This is a genomic window from Kocuria turfanensis (assembly GCF_001580365.1).
Taxonomy (GTDB): domain Bacteria; phylum Actinomycetota; class Actinomycetes; order Actinomycetales; family Micrococcaceae; genus Kocuria; species Kocuria turfanensis.
Genome location: NZ_CP014480.1, coordinates 2086457 through 2111589 on the forward strand (window position 1 = coordinate 2086457; position 25133 = coordinate 2111589).

21 protein-coding genes and 2 riboswitches are annotated in these 25133 nt (G+C 72.7%); of the genes, 8 read left to right on the forward strand and 13 right to left on the reverse strand.

From position 1 onward, the window contains the following. Positions 1-96: 96 nt before the first annotated feature. A complete protein-coding gene (locus tag AYX06_RS09670) occupies positions 97-1308 on the reverse strand; it encodes a heparan-alpha-glucosaminide N-acetyltransferase domain-containing protein (protein WP_062735593.1) in 1212 nt (403 codons plus the stop codon). Positions 1309-1799: 491 nt separating this feature from the next. Between AYX06_RS09670 and AYX06_RS09675 the strand changes: the two genes are divergently transcribed. Beyond that, positions 1800-3047: an IS256 family transposase gene (locus AYX06_RS09675; RefSeq protein WP_062735576.1), complete on the forward strand. Its 1248-nt coding sequence runs from the start codon at positions 1800-1802 to the stop codon at positions 3045-3047. Positions 3048-3272: 225 nt separating this feature from the next. On the opposite strand, the gene AYX06_RS09680 is transcribed toward AYX06_RS09675, so the two are convergent. Further along, positions 3273-3863, reverse strand: a complete 591-nt coding sequence (locus AYX06_RS09680) for a recombinase family protein (RefSeq protein WP_062736981.1) — start codon at positions 3861-3863, stop codon at positions 3273-3275. 315 nt (positions 3864-4178) lie between these two features. Here AYX06_RS09680 and AYX06_RS09685 point away from each other — a divergent pair, with 315 nt between their 5' ends. Next, positions 4179-4601, forward strand: coding sequence for a hypothetical protein (locus AYX06_RS09685; protein WP_062735594.1), 423 nt, complete (start codon positions 4179-4181; stop codon positions 4599-4601). Positions 4602-5502: 901 nt separating this feature from the next. Here AYX06_RS09685 and AYX06_RS09695 read toward each other — a convergent pair. Together AYX06_RS09695 and AYX06_RS09700 are read right to left on the reverse strand one after the other, a co-directional pair. Beyond that, positions 5503-6135: a recombinase family protein gene (locus AYX06_RS09695; protein ID WP_062735596.1), complete on the reverse strand. Its 633-nt coding sequence runs from the start codon at positions 6133-6135 to the stop codon at positions 5503-5505. A gap of 721 nt (positions 6136-6856) precedes the next feature. Beyond that, positions 6857-7975, reverse strand: a complete 1119-nt coding sequence (locus tag AYX06_RS09700; RefSeq protein WP_062735597.1) for a VIT1/CCC1 transporter family protein — start codon at positions 7973-7975, stop codon at positions 6857-6859. Between the two features lie 402 nt (positions 7976-8377). On the opposite strand from AYX06_RS09700, the gene AYX06_RS09705 reads away from it, so the two are divergent. Continuing rightward, positions 8378-8800: a hypothetical protein gene (locus tag AYX06_RS09705; protein WP_062735598.1), complete on the forward strand. Its 423-nt coding sequence runs from the start codon at positions 8378-8380 to the stop codon at positions 8798-8800. Between the two features lie 33 nt (positions 8801-8833). Here AYX06_RS09705 and AYX06_RS09710 read toward each other — a convergent pair whose 3' ends face one another. From AYX06_RS09710 to AYX06_RS09740, 7 genes are all read right to left on the reverse strand, one after another. Beyond that, positions 8834-10204 (reverse strand): LLM class flavin-dependent oxidoreductase, encoded by a 1371-nt coding sequence (locus AYX06_RS09710; protein WP_062735599.1) that lies wholly within the window; start codon positions 10202-10204, stop codon positions 8834-8836. After that, a complete protein-coding gene (locus AYX06_RS09715) occupies positions 10201-11670 on the reverse strand; it encodes an MFS transporter (RefSeq protein ID WP_062735600.1) in 1470 nt (489 codons plus the stop codon). The genes AYX06_RS09710 and AYX06_RS09715 overlap by 4 nt, the downstream gene beginning before the upstream one ends. 3 nt (positions 11671-11673) lie before the next feature. Next, the gene (locus tag AYX06_RS09720; RefSeq protein ID WP_062735601.1) at positions 11674-13011 is read right to left on the reverse strand and encodes an acyl-CoA dehydrogenase family protein; all 1338 of its coding nucleotides are present in this window, start codon (positions 13009-13011) and stop codon (positions 11674-11676) included. Between the two features lie 111 nt (positions 13012-13122). Then, positions 13123-13217, reverse strand: a riboswitch (SAM riboswitch). 147 nt (positions 13218-13364) lie between these two features. Then, the gene (gene moeB / locus AYX06_RS09725) at positions 13365-14546 is read right to left on the reverse strand and encodes a molybdopterin-synthase adenylyltransferase MoeB (RefSeq protein ID WP_084271550.1); all 1182 of its coding nucleotides are present in this window, start codon (positions 14544-14546) and stop codon (positions 13365-13367) included. Beyond that, positions 14543-15433: a thiazole synthase gene (locus AYX06_RS09730; RefSeq protein WP_062735603.1), complete on the reverse strand. Its 891-nt coding sequence runs from the start codon at positions 15431-15433 to the stop codon at positions 14543-14545. The genes moeB and AYX06_RS09730 overlap by 4 nt, the downstream gene beginning before the upstream one ends. Before the next feature lies 1 nt (position 15434). Next, a complete protein-coding gene (gene thiS, locus AYX06_RS09735) occupies positions 15435-15674 on the reverse strand; it encodes a sulfur carrier protein ThiS (RefSeq protein ID WP_062735604.1) in 240 nt (79 codons plus the stop codon). Then, entirely contained in the window at positions 15671-16990 is a 1320-nt protein-coding gene (locus tag AYX06_RS09740) for an FAD-dependent oxidoreductase (RefSeq protein ID WP_084271551.1), read from the reverse strand. Before AYX06_RS09740 ends, thiS begins: the two co-directional genes overlap by 4 nt. Then, positions 16980-17082, reverse strand: a riboswitch (TPP riboswitch). (Overlaps the previous gene by 11 nt.) A 67-nt stretch (positions 17083-17149) precedes the next feature. On the opposite strand from AYX06_RS09740, the gene thiE reads away from it, so the two are divergent. From thiE to AYX06_RS09755, 3 genes are all read left to right on the forward strand, one after another. Beyond that, entirely contained in the window at positions 17150-17818 is a 669-nt protein-coding gene (thiE, locus tag AYX06_RS09745) for a thiamine phosphate synthase (protein WP_062736982.1), read from the forward strand. A gap of 166 nt (positions 17819-17984) precedes the next feature. Next, the gene (locus tag AYX06_RS09750; RefSeq protein WP_062735606.1) at positions 17985-18992 is read left to right on the forward strand and encodes a hypothetical protein; all 1008 of its coding nucleotides are present in this window, start codon (positions 17985-17987) and stop codon (positions 18990-18992) included. Positions 18993-19121: 129 nt separating this feature from the next. Continuing rightward, entirely contained in the window at positions 19122-20033 is a 912-nt protein-coding gene (locus tag AYX06_RS09755; protein WP_062736983.1) for a VOC family protein, read from the forward strand. Here AYX06_RS09755 and AYX06_RS09760 read toward each other — a convergent pair. Together AYX06_RS09760 and AYX06_RS09765 are read right to left on the reverse strand one after the other, a co-directional pair. Then, on the reverse strand, positions 20008-21381 hold the full coding sequence (locus AYX06_RS09760) for a carboxylesterase family protein (RefSeq protein ID WP_062736984.1): 1374 nt from the start codon (positions 21379-21381) through the stop codon (positions 20008-20010). The two genes, AYX06_RS09755 and AYX06_RS09760, sit on opposite strands and share 26 nt — an antisense overlap. 163 nt (positions 21382-21544) lie before the next feature. Further along, entirely contained in the window at positions 21545-22486 is a 942-nt protein-coding gene (locus tag AYX06_RS09765) for an aldo/keto reductase (protein ID WP_062735607.1), read from the reverse strand. 177 nt (positions 22487-22663) lie between these two features. Between AYX06_RS09765 and AYX06_RS20195 the strand changes: the two genes are divergently transcribed. Both AYX06_RS20195 and AYX06_RS09775 read left to right on the forward strand, forming a co-directional pair. Further along, positions 22664-23290, forward strand: a complete 627-nt coding sequence (locus tag AYX06_RS20195; protein WP_232319282.1) for a TetR/AcrR family transcriptional regulator — start codon at positions 22664-22666, stop codon at positions 23288-23290. Next, positions 23287-25005 (forward strand): MDR family MFS transporter, encoded by a 1719-nt coding sequence (locus tag AYX06_RS09775; RefSeq protein ID WP_084271552.1) that lies wholly within the window; start codon positions 23287-23289, stop codon positions 25003-25005. Before AYX06_RS20195 ends, AYX06_RS09775 begins: the two co-directional genes overlap by 4 nt. The last annotated feature ends 128 nt before the right edge of the window (positions 25006-25133 follow it).

A 25133-nucleotide genomic window follows, 5' to 3' on the forward strand; every position in this document is an offset into this window, starting at 1 on the left:
CCAGACCGTGCTGTGACGGCGGCGGGCCGTGCCCGCCGCAGCAGACGTGCTCTCTGCGGCGGGCACGGCCCGTCATGTCGTGGCTACCGGCACAGCCTATCCATGGCTGTCCTTGGCCGGCCTGCCCAGCACCAGCCGGCGGGTGCCTTTCACGCTGGTGCTGACCACCTTCTCCAGCGGTCCCTGCCCCAGGCTCCGGTGCCAGGCCACCGCGAACAGCGCCGCTACCGCCAGGTGGACCATGAACCACAGGTAGGGCAGCTCGTAGTGGGCCTCGAAGGACAGTGCCACCAAGTGGACGGTGTAGAGGGTCAAGGTCATCAAGCCCATCGCCGACAGCGGCAACAACCATGCCCCGATCTTCGGGCCGATCAGCAGGAAGACGCCCAGCACCGCCAGGCTCACCCCAAGGCTGGCCGCGATCGCCAGCGGGGTATTGGTGTGCGGGGTGGCGATCGCCAACCACCACACGGTCTCCGTGGGCAACAAGTCCGGCCCCCAGACCAGCACATCCTCCAGCTCGTGCTCGCCCATCGAGGAGGCATCCAGTAGCCGCTGGTAACCACCCAAGGCATAGAGCAGGACATAGGAAATGGTCTGGGCGAAGATCGCCAGCCCCACGCCCACCACCACCAGTCGAGCCTGAACCTCCGTCTTGCGCAGATTCAACCGCCCCAACCCCAACCCGACCAGCAGATAGGTCATGTACGGCAGAGCCGGATAGGTCCCGGTCAGCAGCAGCTGGGAGGCCGTGGCACCGGGCTGCGTGAGCAGATCCGTGAAAGTGGGGTTGTAGGAGACAAATTCGGGCAACCCATCCTGGAGTCCCTGCATCAGCATCGGAGACACCACCCCGAAAAGCACTGCGGAGATGAACAGGGCCTTCGGGCCTGCGTGCAGGAACGGAATCGCCAGCAGGAAGAACACCCCGTAGTAGATCAGGATGTTGTAGGCGGGCGGATCCTCCGACATCAGCGTCCCGATCCACAACCCCACGATCGCGATCAGCACCGCGCGCACCACCAGGCCGATCCGGTCAGCGGTCATCGTCCTACCCTCGTGCGGGTGCCGCCCCCCGGAAGTCAGTGCCAACCCCACCCCTGCCAGCAGGGCGAACAGGGCCGCTGAGTCCCCCGAGAACAGCCGCCACGACCAGCTCGCTTCCCCGGTCTCCTCGTTCCAAGCCGGCAGCAGATGAATGGCCATCAGCCCGATCAGCGCCAGCCCGCGAGCCGCATCGATCCCCACCAACCGGCGCGTGGGCCTTACCACCGCGTCTCCAAGACCCGCTGGCAGATGCCCTCCCATCCTCGATCCAGTACTCATCATTCCCCCTGTTGACTACAAGGTCCCGGTGCATCCAGGACCGTCTGTTCCCAGGGTGGACGCCTCACTTGGAGTCCCCGTCGCGGGATTCTCAAGGTTCCATGAAGACTCCAGAATCCATGGGCGACGCAGGAGCTCCTCCGTGCGACCGAAGCACGAAACGAGGAAAGGGAAACCCAGCGCAGGACCCGCGAGGTAGCCCAGGGTCCGCTGGGACCCTTGATCCGAGCCAGGCCACCCCTTCACGTTAAAGACGGATGCCCCAGCCCTGGGGAGGAATACTGGGGCACCCGAATGTCCGTGCACGAACGGATGAGAACGGGGTGTTCTCACTGGCAAACTATGCCCTCAGAGTTGAGCCCCCGATAGTGGTGTAGCGCGGTGGTCCTGCTCGTCGTTCCGGACGAGGGCGCGGCCACCGTGAGATCTTTCGAGTTCACCTCTCACAGCACCCTCGAAAGGACATCATCACGATGACCGCTCCTCATATTGTCGACCCTGTCGGCCTGCTCGGCGAAGCCCTGTCCGAAGCGTCCCCGGATCTGATGCGGTCCCTGCTGCAGACGGTGATCAACGCGCTGCTCTCCGCCGATGCCGAGGCGGTGGTCGGCGCCGAATGGGGCCGACCCGCTCCCGAGCGGGTGACCCAGCGCAACGGCTACCGGCACCGCGACCTCGACACCCGCATCGGCACTATCGACGTCGCCGTCCCGAAGCTGCGCACCGGCACCTACTTCCCCGACTGGTTGCTCGAGCGGCGCAAACGGGCCGAGTCCGCCCTCATCACGGTCGTGGCCGACTGCTACCTGGCCGGGGTCTCGACCCGCCGGATGGACAAGCTGGTGAAGACCCTGGGGATCAACAGCCTGTCGAAGTCCCAGGTCTCCCGGATGGCCGGTGATCTCGACGAGCACGTGGAGTCCTTCCGCCACCGGCCCCTGGGCGAGGCCGGTCCTTTCACGTTCGTGGCCGCCGACGCGCTGACCATGAAGGTCCGCGAAGGCGGGCGCGTAGTGAACGCGGTCGTGCTGCTGGCCACCGGGGTCAACGGCGACGGCCACCGCGAGGTCCTGGGCATGCGGGTGGCCACGGCCGAGACCGGGGCGGCCTGGAACGAGTTCTTCGCCGACCTCGTGGCCCGCGGCCTGGGCGGGGTCCGCCTGGTCACCTCCGACGCCCACGCCGGGCTCAAGGACGCGATCGCCGCGAATCTGCCCGGGGCCACCTGGCAGCGGTGCCGCACCCACTACGCGGCCAATCTCATGTCGATCTGCCCGAAGAGCATGTGGCCGGCCGTGAAGGCGATGCTGCACAGCGTCTACGACCAGCCCGACGCCGCCGCCGTGCACGCCCAATTCGACCGCCTCATCGACTACGTCGCCGAGAAGCTCCCGGCGGTGGCCGAGCATCTGGGGCAGGCCCGCGAGGACATCCTCGCCTTCACGAGCTTCCCCAAGGACGTCTGGGCCCAGATCTGGTCCAACAACCCCGCCGAACGGCTGAACAAGGAGATCCGGCGGCGGACCGACGCAGTCGGGATCTTCCCCAACCGAGCAGCCATCGTCCGCCTCGTCGGCGCCGTGCTGGCCGAACAGACCGACGAGTGGGCCGAAGGCCGCCGCTACCTCGGCCTGGAGGTACTCACCCGATGCCGGCTCACCACCGTCGACGTCACCGGAAGCGAGGTGAATCCCGACCCCCTGACCGCACTGACAGCCTGATCCCCGTACGAAGGATCGTTACACCACTCCCGGGGGCTTGACCGCCCTCAGTGACCCAGAAAAACAGGACGTAGAGCACCCAGGAGAGCAAGCTTCAGGGAATCTTCATGTCGTCTTGAGGGAAGCTCCACAATCGACCTCACATCCCGTCGTCACCCTTGAACTGCCACAGGACCCGCGTCGATGAGCGACCCACGAACAGCTCCTTCAAGTGCCGAAAGAGTCCTAACTCATGGCGGGCGGGAGCTCTCGGATTCGTCGGTACAGGGTGGCTCGCGACATCCCCATATCCCGGGCTACTTGGGTCGCAGGCTCTCCGCCCTCGATCAGCTGGAGGGCACTGCGGATCTGGCTGTCTGTGAAGGTTAGACGTCGCCCGCCCAGGTCCTTGCCGGCGGCCCGACGCTTGGCCACCGAGTCGGTGATCCGCTCCCGCTTGATCTCCAACTCCATTTGGGCAAGGGCGGCCATCACGGCGAACACCATCGAGCCCATTGGGGTGTGGGTGTCCACGTCTCCCCCACCCAAGTTCAACACCCGCAACCCGGCGCCTCTCCCCCGCAGCGCTTCGGCGAAGGCCAGCATGTTCTGGGTCGAGCGCCCCAGACGGTCCAGGGTCGTGACGACTAACGTGTCACCCTCTACGAGAGCAGCCACGGCCCTGTCGAACTGCGGACGCGAAGCAAGAGCTCCAGACACTCCATGATCGACATAGAGGTCATCGCGACGCACTCCAGCAGCCAGCAGATCAGACACTTGACGGTCCGCATCCTGCACCCGCGTCGATACGCGCCCATACCCAATCAACTCACCCACGTCAACCCCAATGTGTCTCGCAACCAACATCCAGTACACGATTCTAGGCGCAAAGATAAAGCACATAGTTGCAAGACTTGCCGGACCGCGGAAACCCGCACAGATCTGGGACCACAAAAATCCACCGACGAGACGTCTCGCATCCTTTAGTTTGAGGAGCGGCCTGATGTCATATTGCTCAGCCTGCTTCTAGAATTATCGGCCCCGCGCCTACCCTGGTTAATCACCACGGGGCCCCCGGCCTGCCGGCACTGCCCTGCCGTGCCCCAAGTCGGCGCCGCGAGACCATCTCTCACCTGCGAACAGGAACAACACATGACGACCTCTGCACCTGGAGCCCTGGCCGTCGAGCTGCACCCGGCCTCCCCCACCCAGTGGGTTGCCACCTACTACCCCATGGTGGTCACCCCCGTGGGCCGCTGGGCCGAGGTCACCTGGGATCTGCACCAGCACCTGATGCCCGCTACGTCCGGCCCGCGGGAGCCGGCACGGTGGCTGGAGGCGTGCAGCCCCGATCCCGATCATCCCTGCTACGCCGGCCACCAGGAGTGGGCCACCGAACTGGCCGCCGGCTATGCAGCCGCACGGGCCGTCCACGACACCGAGGTCATCGAGGAACCCCTCTCGGACCAGGAGGCGCAGTTGTTGCGCGAGGACACGTTCGTCGTCCCGGCCGGGCAGCTTTCGGAGTGGGTGCTCGGTGACCTCGAGGACGAGACCTCTAGCATCGGGGGCTGATCCTGCGCACGGGCCACCCCTTCCCGCCACGCCCGACCACCCCGACCCCTTCTATTCACAACCGCACATTGTTGTTTCAGGTTGTGAACGCGAACACACCCCCGACATTGCCGCACGGGGCGGGGGCGAGCATCCTGGCTTACCAGGGGGACAGGTGATCTGCATCAGACCATCCTCCAGCTTCGGCCGTGTTGACCGGGCGCACCGTGGTTCCGGGGGGATCCATGGTGCGAGCCAGATCATGGTCCGCGACGAAGCAGCACGGGGCGGGATGGCCGGGGGGCCACCCCGCCCCTGCCACATCTATCCACGATCTCGCAGCGACGGTAGGCGGATCCGCCCTCGAGAAGACGTCGCTCAGCCCAGCCCCCGACTGACGAGTCATCCCCTCGGTCGGGCGGCGCTCTTGTGAGCGACGTTGATCCCAGGGCAACTATCGTCATCGACGCCGCCCCCCCCTGGACTCACTCGGTCATACGCGTCCACCACGGCACGTAGCCTCTGGTCAGCGGCCCTCACGGTGTTTCACGCTGGTGCTGTGGCGGAAGGCATCTCCCACACAGAAAGCCGGACACCATCCCATGTCCGGCTTTCTGCTTTCCCAGTACAGCGAGGGATTCTCCGCCCAGGAGCACGACCGGGTCCTACCCTTGGCCCATCAGCTCTCCCATCCGGTGGTCCTGCGTAGCACCGCCACCGCAGCACCGGCAGTCCAACGCGCTGCTCACCCATGGTCCGAGGCGGTCGAGCAACCAATGCAGAAGCTCAAGACGGACGTCGGGAACACCGACGTCGGTTCGGAGGGGATCATCGCCACTAACGCCCATGACCGTAGGCAGAGCCCAGCCAGCTGGGGATACCCTTCCGGCTGAGCACGGACAGTCAGGGGTGTGATGAGGAGTCAGCCTGCCGGATCAGGGGCGGCTTCGGCGGCGGTGACCGGCCCGGCGGTCACCGACTCCGGAGGCCTCGGTGGCAGGTGACGGTAAAGGGTGGTACGGGTGATGCCAGTCTTGGCCACGATTTCCGCCATGGTGTGCCCGGACTCGCGCAGATGGGCTGCGTAGGCCAGCTTGTCCGGATCCACCACCGAGGGCCGCCCGATCCGCCGGCCCTTGGCCGTGGCCACCGACCGGGCATGGGCGGCGCGCTCCAGGGTGTAGGTGCGTTCCATCTGCCCGAACAGCGCCAGCAGCACCACCGCCAGCTGCGCCATCGGATCGTTGGGGTTGGTGGAGTCCACCTTGATCGGATCCGCCAGGTTGCGCACCCCCACCCCTCGCTCGGCCAGATCGTGGATCAGGTTCAGGGTGTCGCGCACGGTGCGCCCGAGCCGGTCCAGGGTGTGCACCACGATCACGTCGCCCTTCCGGGCGTAGGCCAGGGCCGCGGTCAGCCCGGGGCGATCCGTGGTGGCCCCGGACTTCTTGTCCACATAGATCCGCTCGGGCGCGATCCCGACCTGCCGAAGGGCATCGATCTGCCGGTCGAGGTCCTGTTTGGCCGTCGAGACCCGCGCGTAGCCCAATTCCATGCGCCCAGCGTACCGGAAGTCGAATCCGTACGGCCTAACCGGTTCATGACTTTTGGTCCAAGTTCTGGTACAGGAAACGCCGATCATGCACACCGAGCAAGGATCTCCACGCGGGTCGTCCCACTACCTAGGAAGTGGTACAGCCCCTTGCAGCTTGACGAGACGTCTCGCATCCCATGACTTGAGAGATGCATCCGGGAAGCGGTGCGCGACGGCTCGTCCGGTACGTGCCAGGGCCGGGACAACGTGTGCGGTCTTTGCAGACGAGCCCCTGAGGTGAGTCACGCCGCTCGAGCCCCCGGCCGCGCCCGGATCCACCAGGGCGCTCCGGGCATCCGCTTAACCCGGCTGACCTGCTCGCCCCGACCGGGCCGGCCGTGAGAGGCAGGATCCCGGGAGCTGCCTGGTGCGGCGCCATCACGTACCACCGGACCGATCCCAGGCGGGGCACCACAGCGAGCGCCGGACCGGCTCTGGTGTGACGATGCCTGACGGCGGATACTGAGGTCGTGGCTTGAGAAGCGACACGGGCAGGACAAGATGCGCCCACCGCCGAGGCTGCCGGATCCATGACCGGGTCCGGCAGCCTCGTCGAGAGGGTGAAGGGGAGAGCCCTGCTCGCCCGCGGCACTGCCGCTGGAGTGCTTGCAGACCGGTCCGGGCAGCCCGTCCGTGGCCCGCGCTCGACGCGGTACCGGCCGGGAGAACGGCCGGCACCGGGTCAGGCGATGCTGGTGCCGAACAGCAGGCCCAGGACGTAGGTGGCCCCGGCGGCCCCGTAGCCGATGGTCAGCTGGCGCAGTGCCATCCGGGCCGGGGAGCTGCCGGAGAGCAGGGCCACCACGGTGCCGGTGGACAGCAGCGCCAGGCCCACGATCACGGCCGCGACGATCACCGCGGTGGTGCCCTCCAACCCGAACAGGTAGGGCAGGATCGGCAGGACCGCCCCGGAGGCGAAGAAGCAGAAGCTGGACGCCGCGGCCCCCAGGCCGGTGCCCACCGCCTCGTGCTCATCGGCCTCCACGACGGGCACGGGCCCGGTGTGCTCGGTGTGCTCCAGGTGCGCCCCGCCCAGCACCCGGGCGGCCTTGGTCTCGGCGGCCTCGGGGTCCAGGCCGCGCGCCCGGTAGAACAGGGCCAGTTCGTTGGCCTCGGCATCGAGCATCGGCACCTTGTGGCGGGCCTCGGCGTTGGGGGTGGAGGCCTCCAGCAGCTCCCGCTGGGAGCGCACCGAGACGTACTCCCCGGCTCCCATCGACAGGGCCCCGGCCAGCAGCCCGGAGATCCCGGTCAGCAGAACGACCGAGCTGCCCACCCCGCTGGCGCTGATGCCCAGCACCAGCGCCAGGTTGGACACCAGTCCATCGTTGGCCCCGAAGACGGCAGCCCGGAAGCTGCCGGCCATCCGGTTGCGCCCGCGGGTGGCCAGGGCGCGGACGACCTCTTCGTGGATCTGCTCGTCGGCGGCCATCGCGTCGGTGGCGTGGTCGTCGGCCTCGTAGGGGGAGCGGGCCTCGGCGCGCTGCATCAGGGCCAGGACGAACACCGAGCCGAAGTGGCGGGCCAGGAAGCCCAGCAGGCGGGAGCGCAGGGACCCGCGGCGCGGGTGGCCCACGTGGTGGCCCAGCAGGCTCACCCAGTGCTGCTCGTGGCGGGTCTCGGCCTCGGCCAGACCGAGCAGGATCTCCCGCTCCTCCCCGGTGCGCCGGGCGGCCAGGTCGCGGTAGACCGCGGCCTCGGAGCGCTCGTCGGCCAGGTAGCGGCGCCATCGGCGGATCTCCGCCGGGGTGGGCCGGTGCACCGGGGCAGCGGTGGTGTCAGGGTCGGTGGAAGGAGTCATGGTCGTCCTCGAGGCAGGACCCCGGCCGCAGCAGTCGCACCTGGCGGTGGACGGACTTCGGCCGGAGTGGTGTCCGGCCGAAGGTCTCGCTCGCCCGGACACCGTGGTCCAGGTGGCGCGCCGGGTCCCCCGTCGGGGGAGACCAGCATGTCGACGCGCCGCAGCATCCGCCCCGTGGGCGAGTGGGAACTACTCCCCTTCGACGGCTCCAGGCTACCGACCACACCGGCGGGGCCGCATTCGGTGGACCGAAACCGCCCCGTGGTCACATTGCTCAGCTTGCTTTCAGCGTCATCGGCTCAGCGTCTACGCTGGGGCAGCACCACCGGGCTCTTCTGAAGTCCACCCGCGCGGTCCAGCCCCGGCCGCTCCCCCGACCTTCCACCCGATCAGGAAAACGGCATGAACATCTCTGCGTTCGGGGCTCTGGCCGTCGAGCTCCACCCCCACTCCCCCACTCGGTGGGTGGCCACGTACTACCCGATGGTCCACACCCCGTCGGGCCGCTGGGCCGACGTCACCTGGACACTGCACCAGCGCTGCATGCCCCTCGCCCCCGAGCTCATGACACCGGCACGGTGGCTGGAGGCGCGCAGCCCCGACCCCGACGACTCCTGCTACGCCGGCCACCGGGCATGGAGTGAGGCGTTGGCCGCCGGCTACGCGGCAGCCCTGGATGTTCTCGCGGCCGAGGCCGTCGAGGAGGTCTCCTCCCTCGAGAACCCTGATCAGCTGCGGCAGGCGTCGATCGTCGTCCCGGCCGGGCAGCTGGCGGAGTGGGTCCTCGACGACCTCGAGGACGAGACCGCCCAGGTCCGCGGCTGATCCACCGCCGACCCCGCGGGCGCCCCTGGGGGTTCACCTGCGGAAGGACGCCCCGCGGTGGTCGTCGGCCAGCCGCGGACCGGCCCCGGTCAGGACCTCGCGCAGCGTCTGCCCGGCGGGGACGCTCCCGGGCTCCGGCAGCAGACCGCGGCGCCGCAGCTCCGGTGAGACCATGGTCGTGAACCGCTCCAGGTCCGCGGGCCGCACGGCCGCCGAGATGTTGAAGCCGTCGACGCCGGCCTCCTCGCGCCAGCGCTCGAGCTCGTCCGCCACGGTGCCGGGGGCCCCGGCGATGACGGGCCCGCGGCCGCCGATGGCCACGAACTCCGCCAGGTCGCGCACCGTCCAGGTCCGGTCCGGGGACAGCGAGGTGAACGCCGCGAGCGCGGACTGGTTGGCGTCGGTGGCCACGTACTCGAGCGGGGCGTCGGGGTCCGCGCCGGCCAGGTCGACCCCGGTCCAGCCGCCGAACAGGGACAGGGCTCCCTCGATGTCCACGTGCCGGCGGTACCCGGCCAGCCGGGCCTGGGCCTCGGCGTCGGTCTCGGCGACCACCACCGTGGCCATGGTGAAGGTCTTCACGGCGTCCTCGGCCCGCCCGCGCTCGGCCAGTCCGGCCCGGACGCCGTCGGTCCACCGGCGCACGAGCTGCGGGGTGTTGCCGATGAAGAAGATGGCCTCGGCGTGGTCGACGGCGAACTGCTGTCCGCGCTTGGAGGCCCCGGCCTGGAAGAGCAGCGGGGTGCCCTGGGGGCCGGGGTGGGTCAGCGCGTGGCCGGGCACGGAGAACCAGGTGCCCTCGTGGCCGACGGGGTGCGCGAGGTCGGGGTCCACGAAGACCCCGGTGGCGGGGTCGGCCGGCACCGCCCCGGGCTCGAAGGACCCCTCGAGCAGCTTGTACATGACCTCCATGTACTCGTCGGCGCGGTCGTAGCGCTCGTCGTGCGGGATCTGCCGGTCCATGCCCAGGTTCCGGGCGGCGGAGTCCTGGTAGGAGGTCACCACGTTCCACGCCACCCGGCCGCGGGTGAAGTGGTCCAGGGTCGCGAAGGTGCGGGCCAGCAGGTAGGGGGCCTCGTAGGTGACCGAGGCGGTGACGCCGAAGCCGAGCCGCTCGGTCGCCGCGGCCATCGCCGGCACCGCGACGAGCGGGTCGAGCAGCGGGTACTGCACTCCCCCGCGGGCGGTGGCCTCGGTCCCGCCGCCGTAGACGTCGTAGACGCCCGGGATGTCCGCCAGGAACAGCGAGGCGAAGCCGCCGTCCTCGAGGGTGCGGGCCAGGGACGTCCAGTACTCGAGCGTGTCGAACCGCGCGACCCCGGCCTCCGGGTGGCGCCACAGGCCCGGTGACTGGTGCACGGGCACCATCATGTCGAAGGCGTTCAGCAGCAGGGGGCGGCTCATACGGTGGTCCTCTCGGTGGGGGTCCCGGCGGTGGTCCCGGTGGTGGTCCCGGCGGCGGCGCCGACCCGAGCGGAGTCGGCCCGGGCGGAACCGGGACGGGCGGTGACGGCCCCGGTGGAGCCGGCGTGCAGGTCGGTGAGCTCGGTGCCGCGCTGCTCGCGGGCGGGGTCCTTCGCGGCCAGGGCGGCGGCGACGGAGAGCACGGAGAGTCCGGAGAGGTACCCGGCGATCAGCCACGGGGTGTTCCCGCCGGCGGCGAACAGCAGGGCGGCGATCATCGGCATCAGCCCGCCGCCCAGGACGGTGCCGACCTGGTAGCCGAAGCTCACCCCGGAGTACCGCACGTGCACGGGGAACTGCTCGGCGAACCAGGCCGCCTGCGGCCCGTAGATCGCGTCGTGGACGAGGTTGATGCCGAGCACGACCACGAGCGGCAGCAGGGCCAGCGGGCCGGCGTCGAGGAAGGCGAACAGCACCCAGCCGAAGACGCCGATCGCCGCGTACGCGGTCACCGAGACGACCTTGCGGCCCACCCGGTCGGACAGCCAGCCCCAGAAGGGGGTGGAGAACAGGCCGATGGCCGAGGCGATCATCACCGCGGTCACACCGGAGGCGCTGTCCCCGCGCACGTCCCGCAGGTAGGTCAGCATGTAGACCGTCACCAGGTAGTAGACGGCGTTCTGGGCCAGGCGCAGGCCGATCGTGACCAGCAGCGGGCGGCGGTGGTGGGCCAGCAGCTCCCGCAGGGGTGCCGCGGCCACGTTGCCCGAGGCGCGGTGCTCCAGGAACTCGGGGGCGTCGGCCACGCCGAGGCGGATCCACAGGCCGACCGCCACCAGCAGGGCAGAGAGCAGGAAGGGGATGCGCCAGCCGTAGGCGGCGAACTGCTCCTCGCTCATCACGTGCTGCACGACGAAGAACGCCCCGGTGGCCAGCAGCATGCCGGCCGAGGAGCCGATCTGGGTGAAGGACCCGAAGAACCCGCGGTGCCGGGCCGGGGAGTGCTCCACGCTCAGCAGCGCGGAGCCGCCCCACTCGGCGCCGGCGGACAGCCCCTGCAGGATGCGCAGGACGACGAGCCCGACGACGGCCCACCAGCCGATCACCTCGTAGGTCGGCAGCAGGCCGATCAGGGTGGAGGCCACGCCCATGAGCAGCAGGGAGGCCACCAGCAGGGCCTTGCGGCCGATCCGGTCGCCCAGGTGCCCGGCGACGATCCCGCCCAGGGGCCGGGCGATCACCCCGACCGCGAGGGTGGCGAAGGAGGCGACGATGCCGCCGAGCTCGGTGGCCATGGGGAAGAACTGGACGTTGAAGACCAGTGCGGCGGCGGTGCCGTAGAGGTAGAAGTCGTACCACTCGATGGTGGTGCCGGCGAAGGCCGAGGCCAGGACGCGCTTCTTGCCGTGGACGACGCTGGTGCGTCCCGCGGCGGCCGCGGCCGTGGTCGGGGTCGGGGTGGTCATGCGTCAGGCTCCTGGGGCTCGGACGGGGGTGGTCGTGGCGTCGGCCCGGGCGTCGGCCCGGGCGTCGCCGATGGCGTTCAGGCCCTCCGGGAGGGTGCCGTTGATGAGGTAGTCGCCGAGGGCGCGGGCGCGGAAGGCGATCGGGTTGTGGGTGGCCACGGTCTGGGCGTTGCGCCAGTGCCGGTCCAGGCCCTTGGCGGTGGACGTGGCGGAGGCGCCCACGGTGAGGAACAGGTCCTGGGCGGCGCCGAGGGCCAGCTCCGGCACGGTGACCTGGGCGTGCTCCACGGCGATCTCGGACTCGGGCAGCGCCGCCGGGAGGGTGCCGGTGAACTCCGGGCGGTCGGCGCCGGTGGCGACGGCGGCGGCGATCCCGGCGTCCAGGGCGCGGGCGGCGTGCAGCACGGCGGCCTCGGCGGTGAAGGCCTTGGCGGAGATCCGGCCAGTGGCCTCCTGGATCAGCGGGTCCTCCCGGAACGGCAGGCCGAGCCCGGTGTTGAAGGTCCGCCGGCGGGCGGCGATGGTCTCCACGGCGTCCCGCCGGGCGGCGCGGGCGATGCCGGCCAGCACGGCCAGCAGCACGAGCTGGAAGAAGGCGGCCTCGTGGACGGCCTCCGCGCTGCCGGCGGTGCGGTCCAGCACGGCGTCGTCCGGGACGCGCACGCGGTCGAAGACCGCGGTGCCGGTGCCGGTGAGCTTCTGGCCGAAGCCGTCCCAGTCGTCCTCGAGCGTGACCCCCTGGGCGTCCGTGGCGACGACGGCGAAGCGGCGCCCGTCCCGGCCGTCGAGGGCGGCCGAGACGCGGGTGTAGTCGCAGAAGATGGAGCCGGTGGCGTAGAACTTCCGGCCGGTGATCTCCCACCCCTCGGCGGTGCGGCGCAGCACGGTGTTCAGGGTGCCCAGCGCGTTGCCGCCCTTCTCCGTGGAGGCGTTGCCGACGGTGGCCCCGGCCAGCACCCGCGGGTACCAGACGTCCTGGAGCTCCCGGGGCAGGAAGCGCAGGGACTCCACGAAGCCGGCGTGGGAGCGGTAGAGGTGGGCGATGTTGGAGTCGGCCTCGGCCAGGTCGACCAGCAGCCGGGTGAAGTCCTCGACGCTGACCTCGGGACCGCCGTGGGCCGCCGGGACGCGCAGGGCGCCGAAGCCGGCCCGGTCCAGCAGGGCGACCTCCTCGTGGGGCAGCGCGCGCCGCAGGTCCCGGTCCAGGGCGCCGGCGGCGATTCCCGCGAACAGCGGCCCGAAGTGCTCCTTCAGCCCGGCGTAGTCCCCCGGCAGACCGGCGGCGGGGTGCGTGCCGGCGCCGGGACGGGTGGGAGTCCTCTCGGCCGTGGTGCGGCTCATGCGGTGGTCCTCTCGGTCGCACCGAGGAGTGCCGGCCGTCCAGTCGCGCCAGGGGCGGGCCCGACGACGACAGCGCGGGGCCGACGTCACGGAGCAGCTGCAGATCCGGGATCTCCATCGGTTCTGGCCTTAGCACCCTGACCCCTGTGAAGGACGGGTTGCTGCGGCGTCGTCGAGCCAGATCTCTCGGCCGCTCTGAATGGGACGCATGACATCGCACCAGAGAGCCGGGGTGCGGAGCCACCTGATGACCGTCACATGTCATCGGCTGTCACGAGGACGTCACAGACGGTCATGTCCTCCCGGGTGGTGTAAGGATCCCACCACAACACAGGGGGGAGCCGCGGATCGGCTCAGTATCGCGGCCGGTCCGGCTCCACCTGCTCCGCCCAGGCCAGCACCCCGCCCTCGAGGTGGCGGACCCGTTCCTCCCGCCCGGCGTAGAACGGGCGCAGAGCGGCCAGGGCGGTCGCCGAGCGGGCGCCGGCCTTGCAGTGCAGCACGAGGTCCGCGCCGCGCGCCTCCGGCGGCAGGGCGTCCGGTCCCCGGTCCAGCAGCTCCTGCAGCGGCACCGGCACGGCGCCGGGGATCGCCAGGAGCTGCCGCTCCCAGTCCTCCCGCACGTCGACCAGCACGAAGGCCGCCTCCCCGCGCGCTCGCCGCTCCAGCAGCCGGGCCAGCTCGGCCGCCCCGACCGTCTCGGCGGGCTCGGCCCCGCCGCCGGGCAGCGGGCGGACGGCCTCGGGCTCGGCGACGGCGGTGACCGGGGCGGCGTCCGGGTCCGGGTCCAGGCGCATCTCGCGCCAGGTCATCGCCAGGGCGTCGTGCAGCAGCACCCGCCCGAGCAGGGGCTCCCCGGTGCCGGTGATCAGCTTGACGGCCTCGGTGACCATCACCGCGCCCACGGTGGCGGGGAGCATGCCGAAGACCCCGCCCTCGGCGCAGCTGGGGACCTCCCCGTCCGGCGGCGCCTCGGGATAGAGGTCCCGGTAGGTGGGCCCGTGGCCGGCCCAGAAGACGCTGACCTGCCCCTCGAAGCGCAGGATGGAGCCCCACACGCAGGGGATCCCGGTGAGAGCGGCGGCGTCGCCGACCACGTAGCGGGTCGCGAAGTTGTCCGCGCCGTCGAGGACGAGGTCGTACTCGCCGAGGATCTGCACGGCGTTGTCCGCGGTGAGCCGGCAGGGGTGGGTGCGCACCCGCACGAGCGGGTTGAGGGCGGCCACGGCCTCCGCGGCGGAGTCCGCCTTGGGCCGGCCGACGTCGGCGGTGCGGTGCACCACCTGGCGCTGCAGGTTGGAGACCGCCACGACGTCGTCGTCGACGATCCCCAGCGTTCCCACGCCCGCCGCGGCGAGGTACTGCAGGGCCGGGGCGCCCAGTCCGCCGGCGCCGACCACGAGCACCCGGGCGTTGCCGAGCCGGCGCTGGCCGAGCGGGCCGATCCCGGGCAGGGTCAGGTGCCGGGCGTAGCGCTCGAGCTCCGCCCGGGTCAGCTCGGGGCCGGGCTCCACGAGCGGGGGCAGCGGGCTCACGGCCGCTGCCCCACGGGCGCCCAGTCCCCGCGCGGAACGCCCGCCGGGTCGGCGCCCGGCCCGTCGTCGGGCGTGCCGGCGGGCGTGTCCGTGTCGATCCGTCCGGCCATCGGTGAGGACGCCAGGGCGTGCCGGCGGGCCGGGATCCGCCCGGCGCCGGCGGCCAGCCGCCCGGCGGCCACGGCGTGGCGCATCGCGGTGGCCATGGCCACCGGGTCCTGCGCGCGGGTCACGGCGCTGGCCAGCAGCACGGCGTCGCAGCCCAGCTCCATGGCCAGGGCGGCCTCGGAGGCGGTCCCGATCCCGGCGTCGAGGACCACGGGCACCGAGGCCCGGGAGGTGATGAGCTCGATGTTGTGCGGGTTGAGGATCCCCAGCCCGGTGCCGATCGGCGCGCCCAGGGGCATCACGGCGGCCGCGCCGAGGTCCTCCAGGCGGCGGGCCACGGCGGGGTCGTCGGAGGTGTAGGCGAAGACCCGGAAGCCGCGGGCCACGAGCTGCTCGGTGGCGTCGAGCAGCTCCACCACGTCGGGCAGCAGGGTGTCCTCGTCGGCGATGACCTCGAGCTTGACCCAGTCGGTCTCCAGGGCCTCGCGGCCGAGCTCGGCGGTGAGCAGGGCGTCCCGGGCGGTGTAGCAGCCGGCGGTGTTGGGCAGGATCCGGATGCCGTTGCGCTCGAGCATCGCGAACAGCGAGTCGCCGCGGCCGGGGGCGTAGCGGCGCAGCGCCACGGTGGTCAGCTCGGTGCCGGAGGCGAGCAGGGCCTGCTCCAGGGTGTGCAGCGAGCTGAGCCCGCCGGTGCCCATGATCAGCCGGGAGGACAGCTCGGTGCCGTCCAGCACGAGCGGGTCCACCAGGGATGCGGCGCGGGGTGCGGGGTGGGTCATGTCAGCCTCCCTGGACGGCGGTGATGATCTCGACGGACTGTCCCTCGGCCACGGGGGTGCGGCCCCAGCGGCTGCGCGGGACCACGGCGGCGTCCACCGCCACGGCCACGCCCAGCCGGCGGCCGTCCAGCGGGGCGCCGTCGGGGCCCAGGGGCCGCCCGACGGTCTCGGCCACGAGGTCCACCACGGTGGTGTCCCCGCCGACGACGTGCGGGCGGCCGTTGAGGGTGATGGCGGTCATCGGGTGCTCCTGTTCGGGGTGCGGAAACCGGTCGCGGGGTCCGCGGCGGGCGCCTCGACCGGGCGGTCGAAGCGGTGCGGGTCGGTGGTGGCCAGGTGCTCGGCGTCGGCGCCCGGATCCGCGCCGAGCACCAGCTCCGCGGCGAGGCGGGCGGCCAGCGGGGCGAGCAGGACGCCGTGGCGGAAGTAGCCCGTGGAGACCAGGAGACCGGGCACCGGATCTCCCTCCGGGCCGCGGACGCGGCCCAGGTACGGGATGTCGTCCGGGGTCCCGGGCCGGGCACGGGCCATGGCCTCGACCAGCTCGAGGTCGGCGACGCCGGGGACCACGGCCTGGGCGTCGCGCAGCAGCCGGAGCACGCCTCCGGCGCTGATCCCGTCGAGGTCGTCCTCGCGGGAGGTCGCCCCGATCACCACCGTCCCGTCGTCGCGGGGCACCAGGTAGACGGGCACCCCGTGGACCAGGCCGCGGACGGTGCGCTCGAGCAGGGCGGGCGCCCCGGCGGGCGGACGGGTGCGGAGGATGTCCCCGTGCACCGGGCGCAGCGGCGGCCGCCAGGACCCGGGCAGGCCCTCCAGGTCGGTGAGACCCGTGCCGGGGGCGAGGACCGTCTCCGCCGCCGAGACCATCCCGCCGTCGGCCAGGCGCAGGCCCGTCACCGCGCCGTCGGGGCCGTGGCGCAGGCCCGTGGCGCGGTCGTGCACCAGGCGGGCGGGCCCGCCGTCGGGGCCGTCCGTTGCGGAGGACCCGGACGGAGTGGGGAGCTCGGGGGCGACGAGGGCGGCGAGCAGTCCGGCCACGAGCCGGCGGGGGTCCACCTGGTGGTCGTCGGGAATGCGGTGCACGGCGGACAGCCGCGGGCTCAGGGCCGGCTCCAGGGCCCGGGCCGTGCGCAGCGGGAGCGGCTCCACGGCCAGGCCGTGGCGCAGCTGGAGCTCGCGCAGGTCCGCCAGGGCCTGCCGGTCGGCGGCGTCGACGCCGCACACGAGCGTCTCGGTGGCGCGGTAGCCCACCGAGCCGCCGGCGGCCTCCTCCACGGCGGCCACGAACGCCGGGTAGGCGCCGGCCGAGGCGAGCATGAGGGGATAGAGCGGCTCCTGCTGGTACTGGACCTCGCTCACCGGGGCGAGCATCCCGGCCGCCGCCCGGCTGGCCCCGGCGCCGGGCTCGGGGTCCACCACGGCCACCGAGCGGCCGCGGCGGCGCAGCTCCCAGGCCGTGGCCAGGCCGACCACCCCGGCCCCGACCACGGCGACGTCGGCCCGCACGTGCTGGGCGGCGGACATCGGAACGGAGGGCACGGATGTCACCGGCATCGTCCTTTCCTACGGCGGCATGACCCGCATCAGGTGTGGCGGTCGGCGCCGGACGCCCTCTCAGCCCCCGAGGGGCTCCCGCAGAACCGCTGACCTATCATTCAGCGTGTGACCCAGCATACCCAGGACACCCCCGCTCCCGCCGCCTCCGAGCTGCGCATGACACGCACGGACCGGCTCCTCGCCGCCCGGCTGTACGTGTGCACCGACGCCCGCCGCGCGCAGGGCGACCTCGAGGAGTTCCTGCACGCCGTCTGCGCCGGCGGGACGGACATCGTCCAGCTGCGGGACAGGAGCATCGACACCGACGAGGAGATCGCCGCGCTGCGCCTGCTGGGCCGGGTCGCCGCCGAGTACGGCGTCCTGGTCGCCGTCAACGACCGCGCCGACCTCGCCGCGCTCGTGGGCGCCGACGTCTTCCACGCCGGCCAGCACGACCTCACCCCCGCCCAGGCCCGGCAGCTGCTCGGCCCCGACGTGCTGATCGGCCGCTCCACCCACGACCTCGGCCAGGCCCGGGCCGCGCTGGCCGACCCGGACGTGGACTACTTCTGCACCGGTCCCGTGTGGGAGACCCCCACCAAGCCGGGCCGGCCCGCCACCGGCCTGGGCTTCGTGCGCGAGGTCGCCGCACTGACCGAGGCCCGGCTGGACGCCGACCCGGCGGTGGTGCCCGTGCCGTGGTTCGCCATCGGCGGCATCGACGAGCAGCGCCTCCCCGAGGTGCTGGCCGCCGGGGCGCGCGGCGCCGTGGTGGTCCGGGCGGTCACCGAGGCCCCGGACCCGCGCCTGGCCGCCGGGCAGCTGCGCAGTCTGCTCCCCGCCTGACACGCTCCCCGACCGGCGCGCTACCTGCCCGGCACGCTTCCTGCCCGGCACGCCGCGCGGGGACGTCCGCCGGGCGCGCCCGGCCGCAACTCCCCACCGGCTCCCCGCCGCCGCACAGCCCCGTCTGAGAGCATGGAGCCCACGGACGACGACGGAGGAGTGGCCCATGGACCCCGAGCTCGACCCGCAGGTGCGGCACGCGGTGGAGCATCCCGCGCAGACCGCCCGCGGCCCGGAGGACGTGCAGCTGCGCGTCCGGCTGGCCGGCGAGCCCGCCCGGCGAGCGCTGGGCAGCCACTGGGAGGAGGGCGCCCCGGAGGACGCCGCGCCCGGCGAGGACCGGCTCGCGGCGGCCGTGCTGCTGGCCACCCTCTTCGGCGACACGTTCTGGCTCGAGCGGGCGGCCCGGCTGCCCGGTGACGTCCCGGGCTGTCCCTCCGCCCCGCCGAGCGGGCTGCTGGAGCTCACCCGCGTGCCCGGCGCCCGGGCGGCGATGGCCTCGGTCCTCGAGCGGCCGCTGCTCACCGGGCTGCTGGAGTGGGGCACGAACCCGCTGCCCGAGCAGCCCCCGCTGGCCGTGGCGCAGGCTGCCCGGGACCTCTCGATCCCCGACGACGGGCGTGTCTACCGGGTGGTGCGCCGCCGCGCCGAGCGCTTCCTGGCCCGCGAGTACGACGGCTCGGAGTCGCTGGAGCGGTTCGTGACCCTGCTGACGGAGGCCGAGAAGGGCCACCGCGAGGACGGGCCCGTGCTCTCCGGCGAGACGCTGCCGCCCGCCTCTCCCCCGACTGCTCCTCCACCACCGGCGGCCCCGGCGCCGCCGGCACCGGAGGGCGGCCCGGCCGGGCCGCCGTCGTCGAACCCCTCGATCGCGGACGCTCCGCAGGCTCCGCAGTGGGGCGTCAGCCCGTCCACGCCCGCCCCGCCGCCGCCCGGGCAGGTCGGCCGGCCCGGTGCGCCCGGGGAGCCGTTCCCGGGCCAGGCCCAGGGCGGGCCGTTCCCCGGGCCGGGCGCGGGCGGCCCGCTGGCGGGCAGCCGCGGCCCGGCGGCCGGCGGATGGCCGCCGCCCCCGGCCCACGACCCCGCGGAGGACGACTCCGACAACCTCAAGGCCTGGGGTCTGGTCTTTCTGGCGATCGTGGCGGTGATCGTGGCGCTGATCTTCGTGCTCTGACCGGGACGGCGTCGCGCCCGGCCCCGAGGTGACGAAGGTCCCCAAGATACTTGCACCGGAAACATTTTCTGGGGTATCCTTGCGGACATATCAACCTTTGTGGTGCCGATGCCGACGGAGAAGCCCGAGATGCCGATCTTTCCCCAGAACCCCGACCCCCGGAGCCTGACGCCGCGACCGGCCGACGACCTGCTGTCCGCCGGAACCCGGATGGGCGCCGTGGAGCTGCTCGTGGCCGACCTGGACACGATGCTCGCCTACTACACGGACGCCGTGACCCTCGAGGTCCTCGCCCATTCCGGGGACACGGCCGTGCTGGGCCGTGACGGCCGGACCGTGCTGCGCCTGCGGCAGGTCCCGGAGCTGCCGCCGGCCCGCCGCGGTCAGGCGGGGCTGTTCCACACCGCGGTGCTGTTCGAGGACGAGCCGGCCCTGGCGGCCGCCCTGGCCTCGGTCGCCGCCGTGGCGCCGCGATCCTTCACCGGCAGCGCCGACCACCTCTACAGCCAGGCGTTCTACTTCGACGACCCCGAGGGCAACGGCGTGGAGCTCTACACCGACCGCCCCCGCCACACCTGGCGGCGGGAGGCCAACGGGCTGCTCACGCTGGCGTCCAACCCGCTGGATCCCACCGCGTTCCTGGGCGAGCACCTGCGCGAGCCGGCCGGGGCGCGGCCGGCGGCGCCGCCGGCCACCCTCGGCCACGTCCACCTGCAGGTCGGCGACATCCCGCAGGGCCGGCGGTTCTACGTGGACGTCCTGGGCTTCGAGGTGATGAGCGACATCGGCTCGGCCCTGTTCATCGCCGCCGGCGGGTACCACCACCACATCGGGCTCAACACCTGGCACAGCGCCGGGGCCGGCCCGCGGGCGGCCTCCCTGGGCCTGGGGCAGGTCAACATCGACCTGCCCACGGCCGAGGACGTCGCCGCCCTGCAGGCCCGGCTGACCGACCACCGGGTCCCCACCCGGCACGACGGCGCCGTGCTGCGCTTCGAGGACCCCTGGAACACCCTCATCCAGGTGGGCGTCGCCGCGTAGACCGCGCCAGGAGGGGGACCCGGACGCGCCGGTGGCGCAGGACGCCGGGGATGCGGCCGGCGTCGCCGAGGGGCTCCCCGCGGGCGAAGTCGGCCCACAGCCGGCGCACCTGCCGGGCGGCGGCGTCGATGTCCTCCCACGCGGCACCGGCGACCAGCCCGGTGCCCGCCCAGGTCGGCTCGTCGCCGAAGAGCAGGGGCAGGTCGACCGTGTGGGCCGCCCCGTACGGATTGCCAGGGGCTGCCCAGGAGATCACGTAGCGGTGGGCCGTCCCGCCGGCGCGCACGTGCCGGCGGGCGAAGCGGCGGATCGCCCGGGAGTAGACGGACCGGGTCGCCCAGCCGACCACGGCCCGGCGCAGCACCGGCCCCAGCAGCGGCACGCGGGTCCACCGCTGCAGGGCCGGCACCGTGGGCAGGTAGAGCCGCGCCTCCTCGGTGGTGTGGCCGATGAGGACGTCGATGTGCGGGGCCACCCGGTCCCAGGCCGCGTCGATCTCCTTCTCGGCGGGCAGCGGGTGGTGGCCGTACTGGGTGCCGAAGGGCATCGCCCCCAGCAGCCCGAAGGGCGCCGCGTGCCGCTCCACCTCCGCCTGGGCGGCGACCACGTCGGCGGCGGGCATCCCGGCCGTCACGACCTCCGCCGCGGCCGCCATGGCGGCGTTCATCCGCTCCCGGCCGCGGGCGATGCCCAGCGGCGGGCTCTGGATGACGGCGCGGCGGAAGAGCGTCTCCGCCCCCGGGACGGCCATGAGGTGGGCCACGGCGTCACCGCCGGCGGACTGGCCGAAGGCGGTCACGTTGTCCGGGTCACCGCCGAAGGCGGCGATGTTGCGCCGCACCCAGCGCAGCGCCTCGAGCTGGTCGAGCAGCCCGAGGTTGGCCGGGCGGGCGTGCCCGGAGCCCAGGTAGCCGAACAGGCCGAGCCGGTAGGTGACCGTCACGACCACCACGCGCTGCTCGGCCACCAGCGGCGTCGGGTCCATGATCGGGGCGTCCCCGGCGCCGGTGGTGTAGGAGCCGCCGTGGATCCACACCAGCACCGGCAGGCCCTCACCGGCCCGCGCGTCGCGGGGCAGGGTGACCGAGAGCCGCTGGCAGGCCTCGTCCTGCGGCAGGTCGCCGAGCGCGTCCCCCAGCACCGAGGCGAGGAAGGGCGAGCGGACCTGGGGACAGGCCGGGGCCGGTCCCGTGGCCGGGAACGGCTCGTCCCGGTCCGGGGCGGGGACGGGAGCGGCGAAGCGGTCGGCGGTGGCGTAGGGAATGCCGCCGGCCCGGACCACGGCGCCGTGGGCCCGGGCGTGGACGGGCCCGCAGGGCGGGGTGAACGTGAGCGTGGCGGTGGTCATGCGGTCCATCCTCTGCGGTCCTTTTTCTGCGGTGCTTCCCCAGCAGCCCTTCCCCAGTGTTCCTTCTTCTGCGGCCCGTCGTCAGCGGTGCTTCCCGCGGTGGGCCGGAGCCCGCGGGCCGGCCGTGCGGAACCGGCCCGCAGGCCCGAAGGGTCGGGTGGGATCAGGCGAACGGTTGCGAGGCCCGGTCGAGGACCTCGACCTCCTCGGCGGTGAGCGCCAGGCCGGGGGCGGCAATGAGGGCCGGCACCTGGTCGGGCCGGGAGGCCGAGGCGATCGGGGCGGTCACGCCCTGGGCCAGCAGCCAGGCGAGCGCCACCGTCGTCGGCTCGGTCCCGCGCGCCTCGGCCACGTCCACCAGCGCCTCGACGACGGCGAGGCCCTGCGCGTTCAGGTACGCCCCCGCGGCGCCGCCGCGGGCCCGCCCCTCGAGGTCGGCGGCCGTGCGGTACTTGCCGGTGAGGAACCCCGAGGCGAGGCCGAAGTAGGGGAAGACCGCCACCCCGAACTCCCGGACCAGCGGGGCGAGATCCTGCTCGTAGGACCGGCGGCCTACCAGGTTGTACTCCGGCTGGATCGCGACCGGCACGGTGAGGTGCTCCCGCTCGGCGGTCTCGAACCACTCCCGCAGCCGCTGCGGGCTGTAGTTGGACAGTCCCACCGCCCGGACCTTCCCGGAGCGGACGAGCTCGTCGAAGGTGGCCGCCTGCTCGGCGACGGGCACCGACTCGTCGTCGCGGTGGGCGTAGTAGAGGTCGATCCGGTCGGTGCCGAGCCGGCGCAGGGACTCCTCGAGGGCCTGCACCACGTTCTCCCGCCCCAGTCCGGGACGCCGGGGCAGGGAGCCCACCTTGGTGGCCACCACGACGTCGTCGCGGACGCCGCGGGCGGCCAGCCACTCCCCAAGGACGGTCTCGGACTCCCCGCCGGTGTGCCCCTCGCCCCACACGGAGTAGACGTCCGCCGTGTCGACGAAGTTGCCGCCGGCCTCCGTGAAGGCGTCGAGCACCACGAAGGAGGTGCTCCGGTCGGAGGTCCAGCCGAAGGTGTTGCCGCCGAGGTTGAGCGGGAAGACGTCGAGGTCGGTGCGGGGGATGGTGGTCATGCGGAGCTCCGTTCCGTGGTCGGATCTGTCCTGCCGTCCGCCGGGGCCTGGCATGGCCGCCGGCGCGGTGCGCCCTCGGTACAGGCCGGGGCACGCCCGGCCTATTCCCGGTCCGGCCGGCACCTCCACCACATTATTGCAGTTGTGCAAAGAGTGCATAAGTGCAAAAATATGAACGTGAACGACACCGCCTCTCCCTCGCTGCGCGCCCGCAAGAAGGCCGAGACCTGGTCCGCCATCCACGAGGCGGCCGCCGGCCTCGCGCTCGAGCACGGGGTGGAGGGCGCCACGGTCGAGGCCATCGCCGCCGCGGCCGGCGTCTCCCCGCGCACCTTCTTCAACTACTTCCCCGCCAAGGAGGACGCGGTCCTGGGCATGCGCGCCCCTGAACTGGACCCGCAGCTGCTGGAGGGCTTCTCCCTCGAGCACGACCTGCTGGGCCAGGTCTCGCGCCTGCTGCTGGCCGTGACCCGCAGCGCCTACGCCGGCCGGGACGCGGAGCGGCGCCGGAGGCTGCTGCAGGACCACCCCGGCCTGGGCCGCCGCCGGCACGAGCTGACCCTCGAGGCCGAGGACCTGGTGCGCCGCACGCTCGCCGAGCTGCTGGCCCGCGACCCGCACTGGTCGGCCGGGATCGGGGAGCACCCCGTGGACGACGTCGCCCGGATGCTCGTGATCCTCGGCGGCGTCCCGCTGCGCTTCGCCATCACCGCCGAGAGCTACTCCCCCGCCCACGGCCTGCCGGCCGAGGACCACGACTCGGCGCTCACTCTCTTCCACCGCCTCCAGGAGAAGCTCTCATGACCCGCACTCCCGCCCACCGGGCCGAACCGGCCCGCGGCGCCCAGCACCTCGGGCTGCTCTTCGTGGGCCTGATGCTCTCGATGCTGCTGGCCGCGCTGAACCAGACCGTGCTCAGCACGGCGCTGCCCACGATCGTGGGCGAGCTCAACGGGGTGAACGAGATGCTGTGGGTGATCACCGCCTACATCCTGGCCTCGACGATCATGATGCCGGTCTACGGCAAGCTCGGCGACCTGATGGGCCGCAGGCCCCTGCTGCTCGGCGCGATCCTGGTCTTCATGGCCGGGTCCGTGGTCGGGGCGCTCGCCGGGACCATCGAGGTCCTCATCGCGGCCCGCGCGATCCAGGGCCTGGGCGGCGGCGGGCTGATCATCCTCTCCCAGGCCGCCATCGCCGACGTGGTCCCCGCCCGGGACCGCGGGAAGTACATGGGCGTCATGGGCGGGGTGTTCGCCGTGTCCTCGGTGGCCGGTCCGCTGCTGGGCGGCTGGTTCACCGAGGGCCCCGGCTGGCGCTGGGCCTTCTGGATCAACGTCCCGCTCGGACTGCTCGCCCTGGCCGGCGCCGTGCTGTTCCTCAAGCTGCCCCGGCATGCCGGCCGGCCGCGCCTGGACATCGGCGGGATGGTGCTGCTGGCCGTGGCCACGACCTGCCTGGTCCTGTTCGCCACCTGGGGCGGCGGCAAGTACGCCTGGACCGACCCCGTGATCCTCGGCCTGATCGCCGGCACGCTCGCGGCCGGGGCCGCGTTCGTGGCCGTGGAGCGGCGCACCGCCGAGCCGATCATCCCGATGCACCTGTTCGGCGAGCGCAACTTCGTGCTCACCACCGTCGCCGGGCTGCTCACCGGCGTGGGGATGTTCGGCGCCATCGGCTACCTGCCGACCTACCTGCAGATGGTCTTCGGCGTGGACGCCACCGCCTCCGGGCTGCTGATGGTCCCGATGATGGGCACCCTGCTCGTCACCTCGGTCCTCGCCGGGCGGGCGGTGAGCCGCACCGGGCGCTACAAGTGGCTGCCGGTGGTCGGCAGCGTGGTCGTGGCCGTGGCCATGGGCCTGCTCTCCACCCTGACCCCCGAGCAGGGGGTGTGGCACGTGTGCCTCTACATCGCAGTCCTGGGCCTGGGGCTGGGCCTGTCCATGCAGGTGCTGGTGCTCATCGTGCAGAACACCTTCCCGCTGCGGCAGGTCGGCACGGCCACCGCGGCGAACAACTTCTTCCGCCAGATCGGCGCGACCCTCGGCTCCGGCGTGGTCGGCAGCGTCTTCGCGGGCCGGCTGGCCGACCAGCTGACCGAGCGCCTTCCGGCCGCCGCGCTGGAGGGCGGCGCGGGCGGGGCGAACTCGCTCACCCCCGCCCTGGTCGCCTCCCTGCCGGAGGCGCTGCGGGATCCGATCGTGGCCTCCTACAACGACGCCCTGACCCCCATCTACCTGTGGATCGTGCCCCTGGGCCTGCTGGCGGCCGCCCTGCTGTGCTTCGTCGCCGAGAAGCCGCTGGCCACCTCGATCGAGCACGACGTGGAGCCCGAGGCGCTCGCCGAGGGCAGCCTCGTGGTCGCCGCCGACCGGCCGTCCGACCGGCGAGCCGCCGGTGACGGGACCCGGGTGACCGGCGGGACCCGGGACGACGACGGCGCCCGGACCGGCGGCGGACGTGACGAGCGGCGCCCGGACCCGGTCGCCTTCGAGACGGCCGGCCCGGCACGGTAGTCACGGCACGCCGGGCTCCGACCGGCAGTGCCCGCGCGGCGGTGCCGGATCGGAGGCCACCCCTCGGCACGATCGCCGGCGTGCGACACCCCACGTGCGGCTCACCCAGGGTGAGAAGCCGCCGCACG

Bases quoted from the DNA above. Each gene is read 5' to 3' on its own strand.
- AYX06_RS09670 (WP_062735593.1), bottom strand. From the start codon at position 1,308: ATGGGAGGGCATCTGCCAGCGGGTCTTGGAGACGCGGTGGTAAGGCCC.
- AYX06_RS09675 (WP_062735576.1), top strand. From the start codon at position 1,800: ATGACCGCTCCTCATATTGTCGACCCTGTCGGCCTGCTCGGCGAAGCC.
- AYX06_RS09685 (WP_062735594.1), top strand. From the start codon at position 4,179: ATGACGACCTCTGCACCTGGAGCCCTGGCCGTCGAGCTGCACCCGGCC.
- AYX06_RS09695 (WP_062735596.1), bottom strand. From the start codon at position 6,135: ATGGAATTGGGCTACGCGCGGGTCTCGACGGCCAAACAGGACCTCGAC.
- AYX06_RS09700 (WP_062735597.1), bottom strand. From the start codon at position 7,975: ATGACTCCTTCCACCGACCCTGACACCACCGCTGCCCCGGTGCACCGG.
- AYX06_RS09705 (WP_062735598.1), top strand. From the start codon at position 8,378: ATGAACATCTCTGCGTTCGGGGCTCTGGCCGTCGAGCTCCACCCCCAC.
- AYX06_RS09710 (WP_062735599.1), bottom strand. From the start codon at position 10,204: ATGAGCCGCCCCCTGCTGCTGAACGCCTTCGACATGATGGTGCCCGTG.
- AYX06_RS09715 (WP_062735600.1), bottom strand. From the start codon at position 11,670: ATGACCACCCCGACCCCGACCACGGCCGCGGCCGCCGCGGGACGCACC.
- AYX06_RS09720 (WP_062735601.1), bottom strand. From the start codon at position 13,011: ATGAGCCGCACCACGGCCGAGAGGACTCCCACCCGTCCCGGCGCCGGC.
- AYX06_RS09730 (WP_062735603.1), bottom strand. From the start codon at position 15,433: ATGACCCACCCCGCACCCCGCGCCGCATCCCTGGTGGACCCGCTCGTG.
- thiS (WP_062735604.1), bottom strand. From the start codon at position 15,674: ATGACCGCCATCACCCTCAACGGCCGCCCGCACGTCGTCGGCGGGGAC.
- AYX06_RS09740 (WP_084271551.1), bottom strand. From the start codon at position 16,990: ATGCCGGTGACATCCGTGCCCTCCGTTCCGATGTCCGCCGCCCAGCAC.
- thiE (WP_062736982.1), top strand. From the start codon at position 17,150: ATGACACGCACGGACCGGCTCCTCGCCGCCCGGCTGTACGTGTGCACC.
- AYX06_RS09750 (WP_062735606.1), top strand. From the start codon at position 17,985: ATGGACCCCGAGCTCGACCCGCAGGTGCGGCACGCGGTGGAGCATCCC.
- AYX06_RS09755 (WP_062736983.1), top strand. From the start codon at position 19,122: ATGCCGATCTTTCCCCAGAACCCCGACCCCCGGAGCCTGACGCCGCGA.
- AYX06_RS09760 (WP_062736984.1), bottom strand. From the start codon at position 21,381: ATGACCACCGCCACGCTCACGTTCACCCCGCCCTGCGGGCCCGTCCAC.
- AYX06_RS09765 (WP_062735607.1), bottom strand. From the start codon at position 22,486: ATGACCACCATCCCCCGCACCGACCTCGACGTCTTCCCGCTCAACCTC.
- AYX06_RS09775 (WP_084271552.1), top strand. From the start codon at position 23,287: ATGACCCGCACTCCCGCCCACCGGGCCGAACCGGCCCGCGGCGCCCAG.